We start from the raw sequence: 7588 nt of genomic DNA, 5'->3' as shown, positions 1-7588 counted from the left end.
CGCAGTTCCCCGCGCCCCTTTGAGGGGCGCGGGGAAGCGCCGTCGTTCAGGAACTCCGCACCGGGATCGAGGTGAAGGTCGGCGCCGGGGCCGGGTCCACGAAGAAGTCGTTGCCCTTGTCGTCCACGACGATGAACGCCGGGAAGTCCTCGACCTCGATCTTCCAGACCGCCTCCATGCCGAGCTCCTCGTACTCCAGGACCTCGACCTTCTTGATGCAGTCCTGCGCGAGCCGCGCCGCCGGGCCGCCGATCGAGCCGAGGTAGAAGCCGCCGTGGCTGCCGCACGCGTCGGTGACCTGCTTGCTGCGGTTGCCCTTGGCGAGCATCACCTTGGAGCCGCCCGCGGCCTGGAACTGCTCGACGTAGGAGTCCATGCGGCCGGCCGTCGTCGGGCCGAAGGAACCGGACGCGTAGCCCTCGGGGGTCTTGGCCGGGCCGGCGTAGTAGACCGGGTGGTCCTTGAGGTACTGCGGCATCTCCTCGCCCGCGTCCAGCCGCTCCTTGATCTTCGCATGTGCGATGTCGCGGGCGACGACGAGCGGTCCGGTAAGCGAGAGCCGGGTCTTCACGGGGTACTTGGTCAGCTCCGCGAGGATCTCGTCCATGGGGCGGTTGAGGTCGATGCGGACGACGTCGCCCTCGGACTCCAGGTGCTCGTCGGTGGTCTCCGGGAGGAAGCGCGCCGGGTCCGTCTCCAGCTGCTCCAGGAAGACGCCCTCGGGCGTGATCTTCGCGAGCGCCTGGCGGTCGGCGGAGCAGGAGACGGCGATGGCGACCGGGCAGGACGCGCCGTGCCGCGGCAGGCGGACGACGCGCACGTCGTGGCAGAAGTACTTGCCGCCGAACTGGGCGCCGATGCCGATCTTCTGCGTCAGCTCGAAGACCTTCTCCTCCAGCTCCTTGTCGCGGAAGCCGTGGCCGAGCGCGGAGCCCTCCTCCGGCAGCTCGTCCAGGTAGTGCGCGGAGGCGTACTTGGCGGTCTTCAGCGCGTACTCGGCGGAGGTGCCGCCGACGACGATCGCCAGGTGGTACGGCGGGCAGGCGGCCGTGCCGAGCGAGCGGATCTTCTCCTCCAGGAACTTCATCATGCTCGCCTCGTTGAGCACGGCCTTCGTCTCCTGGAAGAGGAAGGACTTGTTGGCGGAGCCGCCGCCCTTGGCCATGAAGAGGAACTTGTAGGCGCCGCCGTCGGTCGCGTACAGCTCGATCTGCGCCGGCAGGTTGGAGCCGGTGTTCTTCTCGTCCCACATGGTCAGCGGGGCCATCTGCGAATAGCGCAGGTTGAGCTTGGTGTAGGCGTCGAAGATGCCGTGCGAGAGGGCCTTCTCGTCCTCGCCCGCGGTCAGCACGTTCTGGCCGCGCTTGCCCATGACGATGGCCGTGCCGGTGTCCTGGCACATCGGCAGGACGCCCGCCGCGGCGATGTTGGCGTTCTTCAGCAGGTCGAGCGCGACGAAGCGGTCGTTGGGGGACGCCTCGGGGTCGTCGAGGATCTTCCGCAGCTGCGCGAGGTGGGCCGGGCGCAGGTAGTGGGAGATGTCGTGCATCGCCTCGGCGGCCAGCTTGCGCAGCGCCTCGGGCTCCACCTTGAGGAACGTGCGGCCGTCGGCCTCGAAGGTCGACACGCCCTCGGAGGTGACCAGGCGGTACGGAGTGGTGTCCTCGCCCAGGGGCAGGAGGTCCGTATAGGCGAACTCAGAGGCAGACATGTGCGGCGGGTTCCTCACTCGGCAGGCGGCTGGTGGCTGGCGTCCTCGACAGCGCCTACCAGCGTAGGACGCGCGCGGGGGAGCGGTCTTGTGAGGTAAGGCTCACCCGTCCGCCGCCCTCCCCCTATCGCGATCTATCGCGATTGGCTACGCTGCTTGCCGTGGAAGAGCCATCGTTCGAGAAGCACTCCCTGGAGAAGCGCCCGCAGCAGGGCGCGCCCGAGCCCGCTCCCGCCCCCGCGCCGCCCGCGCTGCGCGCCTCCGACGCCGACCGCGACCGGTTCGCGGACATCCTGCGCGACGCCCTGGCGCACGGGCGGATCACCGCCGAAGAGCACTCCGAGCGGATCGGCGCGGTCTACCGCGCCAAGACCCTCGCCGAGCTGGAGCCGCTGGTCAGCGACCTGCCGGAGGCCGGCCGGGCCGGGCCCGCGGCGCCCGCGCGGCCCTACGAGACCCCGGCGCACACCCTCTCCGCGGCCCCCGCCGAGAACCTCGTGGCGGTCTTCGGCGGCGCGGTGCGCAAGGGGCGCTGGCGGGTGAGCCGGCGCACGAACGCCTTCGCGCTCTTCGGCGGCATCGAGATCGACCTGACCGAGGCGCTCTTCGAGCAGCGGGAGATCGTCATCAACGCCACCGCGATCTTCGGCGGCGTCGAGATCAGGGTCCCGGAGAACGTGACCCTGCGCTCGACGGGCACCGGGATCTTCGGCGGTTTCGACGTGAAGACGGTCGAGGCGCCGGACCCCGACGCACCGGTCGTCTCCCTCACGGGATTCGCGGTCTTCGGCGGCGTTGATGCCAAGCCGAAACGGGGTAAGCGGCTCAAGAACCTTCGCCCAGGCCTGTGATGACGCTCCGCCCGGCGGCCCCGCGGGGCTCCGGGCGGCCTGTTGCCGGAAACTTACTGCGGGTTACCGCGTTCCGCTCATGGCAACGGTGTGAATAAGCACGCGCACAGCGGGTAAAGCTTGGTGCATCGTCTCTCGTACGGCTGCCGGTGCGAATGGCCGTGCGCAGTGGAGGCGGGCAAGGGTGACTCAACCGGCCAAGCAAAAGCCGTCGTCAGGAGTAGACCGTGCTGCTACCGCATCAGCCCCTGCAGGAAGCCGCCGTACCGTCCCCGCGGATCGCGTCCGCGCGGGATCAGGCCGGCCCCTGGCATTCGGAGGCGGTGTGCCGCCGGGATGAAGCCGGGCTCTTCTTCGCACCATCCAAGGAACCGACGGCTGCCCGGTTGTCGCGCGAGGAGGCCGCCAAGCGCGTGTGCGCACGGTGCCCCGTGATGGTCGAGTGCCGCGAGCACGCCTTGCTGCAGCCGGAGCCCTACGGGGTGTGGGGCGGTCTGACCGCGGCGGAGCGCCGGGTGGTGCTGGCCCGGCGGCGCCGGCGCGAGGCGGAGCTGGCCCGCGCCACGAGGGTCGCCGCCGCGGGCTGAAGGGCACGGGGCGACCCGGGTCCGCCCGGGCGCCCTCTCGTCCTCGGACGCCGGACGGGCCGAGCCGCTGCGGTGCCGGCAGCAACTCAGCCCGTCCGGCGTTTGAGGACAAGCGCGCCCGCAGGGCGCATGATCAGCGCCCGTAGGGCACTCAGCTGGGGCGCTCGAAGTCCACGGTGCTGTACGCCCGCAGCTTCGACAGCCGGTGCGTCGAGTCGATCTGCCGGATCGTTCCCGACTTCGACCGCATGACCAGCGACTGAGTGGTCGCCGTCTCCGAGCGGTAGCGCACGCCGCGCAGCAGCTCGCCGTCGGTGATGCCGGTCGCCACGAAGAACACGTTCTCACCGCTGACCAGGTCGTCCGTCTGCAGGACGCGGTCGAGGTCGTGGCCCGCGTCGATCGCGCGCTGCCGCTCCTCGTCGTCCTTCGGCCACAGCCGGGCCTGGATGGTGCCGCCCATGCACTTCATCGCGCAGGCCGCGATGATGCCCTCCGGCGTGCCGCCGACGCCCAGCAGCAGGTCCACGCCGGTGCCCTCGCGGGCGGCCATGATCGCGCCGGCCACGTCGCCGTCGGAGATGAACTTGATGCGGGCGCCCGCCTCGCGGATCTCCCGGACCAGGCCGTCGTGGCGGGGACGGTCCAGGACGACGACGGTCACGTCCTCGGGCGAGGAGTGCTTCGCCTTGGCGATCCGGCGGATGTTGACCGCGACCGGCGCGGTGATGTCGACGAAGTCCGCGGCCTCGGGGCCGGTGACCAGCTTGTCCATGTAGAACACGGCGGACGGGTCGAACATGGTGCCGCGGTCGGCGACGGCCATCACGGAGACGGCGTTCGCCATGCCCTTGGCGGTGAGGGTCGTGCCGTCGACCGGGTCGACGGCGACGTCGCACTCGGCGCCCGTGCCGTCACCCACGCGCTCGCCGTTGTACAGCATCGGGGCGTTGTCCTTCTCGCCCTCGCCGATGACGACGACGCCGTTCATCGACACGGTGCCGATCAGCGCGCGCATGGCCTTGACCGCGGCGCCGTCCGCGCCGTTCTTGTCACCCCGGCCGACCCAGCGGCCCGATGCCATGGCACCGGCCTCGGTGACCCGGACGAGCTCCAGGGCGAGGTTGCGGTCGGGTGCCTCGGGGCTGACCTCGAGCTGGGACGGCAGATGATGCTCGGTCATCGGAGCGCAACCTTTCTGTACGGCGACGGCCGCAGGGGCCCCCTCCCCCGAAAGGGGCAGAGGGTGAGGGTGCTGATGACTTTATCTGCTCACTGCGAGAGTGAGCAGAGGGCCCCACGCATGAGCACCGTCAAGGCCTCCGTCAAGGCCCTCCGTCAAGGGTGTCCGCCAAGGGTCTCCGTCATGGCTCAGGAGGGGCCGACGGAAGATCGGTCCGGCCATGGGGGACGATGGGGGCGTGGCAGGTAGGAATCCCAAGGCGCAGACCGTACGGAACATGGTGCTCGCGATGGCGGCGGTGATCCCCGTGGCCTTCGTCAGCTATGTCTTCATTCCGCACGACGAGAACAAGGACCCGGTGCGCACCGTCGACTACCGCGTCGAGCTCGACACGGCGCGGCGTGCGGCGCCGTACCCGGTCGCGGCGCCCGCCGGGCTCGGCGGCGACTGGCGCGCCACCTCCGTCTCGTACAAGGCGGGCGGCAAGGAGGGTTCCGTCTGGCACCTGGGCTTCCTCGACCCGGACACCGAGTACGTGGCGGTCGAGCAGAGCGACGGGCCGCCCGGGGCGTTCATCGACAGCGCGAGCCTGCGCGCGGTGAAGACGCCGAAGACGCAGCGCGTGGGCGACGCGACGTGGCGGCAGTACGAGGGCGAGAAGTACAACGCGCTCGTGAAGGAGGAGAAGGGCGTGACCACGGTGGTCACCGGCACCGCCTCCCACGAGCGGCTCACGCAGATGGCCGCCGCGCTCAAGGCCGAGAAGGGCGCCGTGAAGGACGCCGGGAACGGCTAGAGCGCGACGGCCGGGTGCCGCCGGTGTCCCGCGCCGGACCGGCGCGGGGACGGGCGTGAGGCTGGGCATGAGGCCCGGCGTGAGGTCGGGCGCGGGGCTCAGACGGTGGTGACGACCTGCTCGTAGGACAGGCGCGGCGAGCGCGGGCGGTAGGCGCCCTCCTCGGCCGGCTTGCCGATGTTGACGATCATCAGCGGCGTGTGGTCGTCGTCCAGGAACTCCTTCTGGACGCCCGCGAAGTCGAAGCCGGTCATCGGGCCGGCGGCCAGGCCGGCGGCGCGGATGCCCAGGATGAAGTAGCCGGCCTGCAGCGCGCCGTTGGCCGCGGCGGACTTCTCACGGACGGGGCGCTCCGCGAAGAAGACGTCCTTGGCCTGCGGGAAGGCCGGGAACAGCGTCGGCAGCTCCTCGTGGAACTCGTTGTCCGTGGCGAGGATCGCGACGAGCGGGGCGCTCATGGTCTTGTCGCGGTTGCCCTCGGCCATGAGGGGCGCGAGGCGCTCGCGGGCCTCCTCGGAGCGGATCAGCACGATGCGCAGCGGCGACTGGTTGAACGCGGTGGGGGCGTACTTCACCAGGTCGTAGATCGCCTGGATCTGCTCGTCGGTCACCGGCTCGGCGGAGAAGGCGCTGGCCGTGTGGGCCTCGCGGAAGAGCAGGTCCTGGGCGGCGGGGTCGAGGGCGAGGGACATGGGGCACCTACTTGTGTAACGGGGGGAGGCTTGCGCCACCCACTCTACGACAAGTGGATGAAAATTCAACTGAAACTTCAACAAGTCGCACCGAGTGTGGCCGCGGCCACCTGCTCCCGGTGACGTAAGGCCTGGTCAGGCCCCTATTCGGAGGCCTCCGAGCCGCCCCCGGCCTCTGCCGCCTCTGCCCTCTCTTCTTCGTCCTCCGAGGCCAGCGCCGCGTCCAGCCGCGCCCGCGCGCCCTCCAGCCAGCGGCGGCACACCTTCGCGAGCTCCTCGCCGCGCTCCCACAGGGCCAGCGACTCCTCCAGCGTCGTGCCGCCCGCCTCCAGGCGGCGCACGACCTCGATCAGCTCGTCGCGAGCCTGCTCGTACCCCAGTGCGTTCGCCGCCGCATCCGCCGCGTCCGTTGTCGTCGCCATGGCCACCAGCCTATGCGGGGGGTACGACAGCGGGCCCCGCAACGGGCCGCACCGTGAACTCGCCCTCCGCGACCCGGGCCCGCAGCTCCTCCTCCGCCGTCACCTCCGCCGCGTCCCGCACCACCGAGCCGTCCGCGTGCTGCAGCACGGCATAGCCGCGGCGCAGCGTCGCCGCGGGGGAGAGGGCCACCACGCGCGCGCGGGTGTGCGACAGCTCCGAGTCGGCGCGGTCCAGCAGGTGGCCCAGGGTGCGCCGGGCCCGGTCGGTGAGCGCCCCGACCTGCGCCTCGCGCTCCTCCACCATCCGCTGCGGGCGCTGCACGCACGGCCGGGCCCGCACCGACGCCAGGCCGCGCTCCTCGCGGTCCAGATGCGCCGTGACGCAGCGCAGGGCCCGCTCGCGCAGCTGGCGCACGCGGGCCAGCTCCTCGCCGACGTCCGGCACGACGCGCTTCGCCGCGTCCGTCGGCGTCGACGCGCGCAGGTCGGCGACCAGGTCCAGCAGCGGCGAGTCCGGCTCGTGACCGATCGCCGACACCACCGGCGTGCGGCACGCGGCCACGGACCGCACCAGGCGCTCGTCGGAGAACGGCAGCAGGTCCTCCACGCTGCCGCCGCCGCGCGCCACGATGATCACGTCCACGTCCGGGGCCTTGTCGAGCTCCTCCACGGCCTCGATGACGCGCGGCACCGCGTGCACGCCCTGCACGGGCACGTTGCGGATCTCGAAGCGGACCGCCGGCCAGCGGTGCCGGGCGTTCTCCAGGACGTCCCGCTCGGCGGCCGACGCGCGGCCGCAGACCAGGCCGATCAGCTGCGGCAGGAACGGCAGCGGGCGCTTGCGGTCCGCCGCGAACAGGCCCTCCGCGGCGAGGGACTTCTTCAGCTGCTCCAGCCGCGCCAGCAGCTCCCCGACGCCCACCGCCCGGATCTCCGCCGCCCGCAGCGACAGCTGGCCGCGCGGCGCGTACCACTCCGGCTTGGCGTGCACGACGACGCGCGCGCCCTCCGCGACGATGCCGGACACCCGGTCGAAGACCGCGCGGTAGCAGGTGACGGACAGCGAGATGTCGTGCGCGGGGTCGCGCAGCGTCAGGAAGACGACGCCGGCGCCCGGGCGGCGGGAGATCTGCGTGATCTGCCCCTCGACCCACACCGCGCCGAGCCGGTCGATCCAGCCGCCGATGAGCCGCGACACCTGCCCAACGGGGACGGGCGCTTCGGGAGACGTGTTGAGGGCCATGGAGCGAGGGTAGTGGGGGGCACCGACACCCGTACGGGTCCGGGAGCGGGGGCGCTCTAAGCCGGCCTCTTACGGAACACCTCCGCCCCCAGCACCCCCAGCC

8 protein-coding genes are annotated in these 7588 nt (G+C 71.6%); 3 read left to right on the top strand and 5 right to left on the bottom strand.

Annotated elements, in window-relative coordinates; translation table 11 throughout:
- Positions 1 to 46 precede the first annotated feature (46 nt).
- On the bottom strand, positions 47 to 1711 hold the full coding sequence (locus ACSNOH_RS31740; protein WP_436724908.1) for a fumarate hydratase: 1665 nt from the start codon (positions 1709 to 1711) through the stop codon (positions 47 to 49).
- Positions 1712 to 1872: 161 nt separating this feature from the next.
- On the opposite strand from ACSNOH_RS31740, the gene ACSNOH_RS31735 reads away from it, so the two are divergent.
- On the top strand, positions 1873 to 2562 hold the full coding sequence (locus ACSNOH_RS31735; protein WP_436724907.1) for a DUF1707 SHOCT-like domain-containing protein: 690 nt from the start codon (positions 1873 to 1875) through the stop codon (positions 2560 to 2562).
- 227 nt (positions 2563 to 2789) lie between these two features.
- A complete protein-coding gene (locus ACSNOH_RS31730; protein WP_356290263.1) occupies positions 2790 to 3149 on the top strand; it encodes a WhiB family transcriptional regulator in 360 nt (119 codons plus the stop codon).
- Between the two features lie 151 nt (positions 3150 to 3300).
- Here the strand turns inward: ACSNOH_RS31730 and glpX are convergent, their stop codons facing one another.
- Complete coding sequence (glpX, locus tag ACSNOH_RS31725) at positions 3301 to 4332, bottom strand: class II fructose-bisphosphatase (RefSeq protein WP_436724906.1); 1032 nt, start codon at positions 4330 to 4332, stop codon at positions 3301 to 3303.
- 238 nt (positions 4333 to 4570) lie between these two features.
- On the opposite strand from glpX, the gene ACSNOH_RS31720 reads away from it, so the two are divergent.
- On the top strand, positions 4571 to 5128 hold the full coding sequence (locus ACSNOH_RS31720) for a DUF4245 domain-containing protein (RefSeq protein ID WP_436724905.1): 558 nt from the start codon (positions 4571 to 4573) through the stop codon (positions 5126 to 5128).
- A 98-nt stretch (positions 5129 to 5226) separates the two neighbouring features.
- Here the strand turns inward: ACSNOH_RS31720 and ACSNOH_RS31715 are convergent, their stop codons facing one another.
- From ACSNOH_RS31715 to xseA, 3 genes are all read right to left on the bottom strand, one after another.
- Complete coding sequence (locus ACSNOH_RS31715) at positions 5227 to 5820, bottom strand: malonic semialdehyde reductase (RefSeq protein ID WP_436724904.1); 594 nt, start codon at positions 5818 to 5820, stop codon at positions 5227 to 5229.
- Between the two features lie 143 nt (positions 5821 to 5963).
- The gene (locus tag ACSNOH_RS31710) at positions 5964 to 6242 is read right to left on the bottom strand and encodes an exodeoxyribonuclease VII small subunit (protein ID WP_436724903.1); all 279 of its coding nucleotides are present in this window, start codon (positions 6240 to 6242) and stop codon (positions 5964 to 5966) included.
- A gap of 10 nt (positions 6243 to 6252) precedes the next feature.
- Positions 6253 to 7485, bottom strand: a complete 1233-nt coding sequence (gene xseA / locus ACSNOH_RS31705) for an exodeoxyribonuclease VII large subunit (protein WP_436724902.1) — start codon at positions 7483 to 7485, stop codon at positions 6253 to 6255.
- Positions 7486 to 7588 lie beyond the last annotated feature (103 nt).

It is taken from the genome of Streptomyces sp. URMC 127 (assembly GCF_051386535.1).
Classification (GTDB): domain Bacteria; phylum Actinomycetota; class Actinomycetes; order Streptomycetales; family Streptomycetaceae; genus Streptomyces.
Note: the sequence above shows the minus strand (reverse complement) of the source record. Positions and strands in the feature narration are given on the sequence as shown.

What these genes read in the sequence shown, in the direction of transcription:
- ACSNOH_RS31710 (WP_436724903.1), bottom strand. Translation starts at nt 6,242, where the DNA reads ATGGCGACGACAACGGACGCGGCGGATGCGGCGGCGAACGCACTGGGG.
- ACSNOH_RS31715 (WP_436724904.1), bottom strand. Translation starts at nt 5,820, where the DNA reads ATGTCCCTCGCCCTCGACCCCGCCGCCCAGGACCTGCTCTTCCGCGAG.
- ACSNOH_RS31740 (WP_436724908.1), bottom strand. Translation starts at nt 1,711, where the DNA reads ATGTCTGCCTCTGAGTTCGCCTATACGGACCTCCTGCCCCTGGGCGAG.
- xseA (WP_436724902.1), bottom strand. Translation starts at nt 7,485, where the DNA reads ATGGCCCTCAACACGTCTCCCGAAGCGCCCGTCCCCGTTGGGCAGGTG.
- glpX (WP_436724906.1), bottom strand. Translation starts at nt 4,332, where the DNA reads ATGACCGAGCATCATCTGCCGTCCCAGCTCGAGGTCAGCCCCGAGGCA.